We start from the raw sequence: 1530 nt of genomic DNA on the forward strand, positions 1-1530 counted from the left end.
ATAATTGATTATCTTTCTTTTGTGAATCTAAGTCTTTGCGTTATTAATTTTTATACAACTTTTTTATCTGTAAAAATATTTTCTCCACTATTGAAGATTTTGCTTTCATTTCTTCTACAGTCATTTTATCCGCATTTAATTCAAGAAACTTGGCTGCATCTGATGCTTCTTTAGACATAGACATATTGAGAATTCGTCCTTTTAATTTATGAGCTACTATAGATATCTCCTTAGAATTTTCATTTTCAATGAGATTACTTAATGTTTCCAGATCTTCTTCCGTAGATTCTAAAAAAGTCTGCATAAGTTCTTCAACGATTTCTTCGTTTCCACCAAGTCTTTCAACAAGAGCGTCATGATCAAAATAATCTTTTAAGTTCTCGCTTTGCTTTTCCATTTTATGTTTTACTCCTTAGTTATTTATATAATTCTCTTTCAAATTGTGTCCCCAATAGGTGTTTAAATTAAATGCGATTTTTTCATATTCAATTTTCATGATTCAATTTTTGAGAAATCTCATATTGTGTATTTTGTAGTCATTGTTTTTTGCTCCATTTTCAAATATCCATTCTACATTGTATCCAAGCTGGGGCTTGAAGCAAAATTGCGTTCCCAAGCTGGGGCTTGGGAACGAGGATTTGATATGGGCTGACAAGAATATGATTTAGGGGTGGGAACGAGGATTTGATGTAAGATTTGGGACTAAATTTGTGCTGGTTTGGAATTTTAGATTTTAATTTTGTCATTTGTTCGTTTTTTTGTTATTTTGAATTTGTCGGTGACTTCCATTTTAGATAAAAGGATTAATGATTTTTTGCATTCTACTTTTTTTCGTTTATTTTGTGTATTTCGTGGTTATTTTTTACGTTTTTCGTTCTCCATTAGCTGTTCTTTATTTCAATTTAAATCCTAAAGCCTTCACTTTATCCAATACAGTATCCGCACTAATAGGTTTTTTTATATATCCATCACATCCAGCTTTAATTGAGATTAACACATTGGTTTTATCATCTCGAGCCGTAACCATTAGGATTTTAACTGGTTTTGCTTTTTTGTTTTTTTCAACTTTCCTAATTTCAGTTAAAACTTCTAAACCGTTTTTATCGGGCATTGTTATGTCCAATGTGATTAAATCAAAGGGTTCTTTGTAGGAAACAGCACGCTTAAATTTTCCTACTGCTTCTGTTCCGCTATTAGCGGATTTGCATTCGCCATATTTTTTAAGAATTTCTGCCATCATAATTCGGCTACTTTTGTCGTCATCTACTACTAATATTTTCATGATAGTTCCTATTTATATGATATTTCCGTAAATCCGAACATAGTACCAAAGCTCTAAATGGTGTGTAATGTCCTGAATATTGACTGAGTAATATCCATATTACTCAGTCTATTTCTAAAGTCTTATTGGCAACCACGCTTTTGTATTAATAAGAAATTGTTTTGTATGTTTTTAGGATTGCACGTATTTTTGTAAAGAATTTTGATATATTACTTGGAATTATTTCTGTATCCTTTTTACATAAACCT

General features: G+C 30.7%; 2 protein-coding genes. Both read right to left on the bottom strand.

The features are described from left to right. Positions 1-43: 43 nt before the first annotated feature. Complete coding sequence (locus U9P79_03580; protein ID MEA2103705.1) at positions 44-397, bottom strand: Hpt domain-containing protein; 354 nt, start codon at positions 395-397, stop codon at positions 44-46. Between the two features lie 495 nt (positions 398-892). Next, positions 893-1282, bottom strand: coding sequence for a response regulator (locus tag U9P79_03585; protein ID MEA2103706.1), 390 nt, complete (start codon positions 1280-1282; stop codon positions 893-895). Positions 1283-1530: the final 248 nt, after the last annotated feature.

It is taken from the genome of Candidatus Cloacimonadota bacterium (assembly GCA_034661015.1).
In the GTDB taxonomy this organism is placed as follows: Bacteria; Cloacimonadota; Cloacimonadia; order JGIOTU-2; family JGIOTU-2; genus JAYEKN01.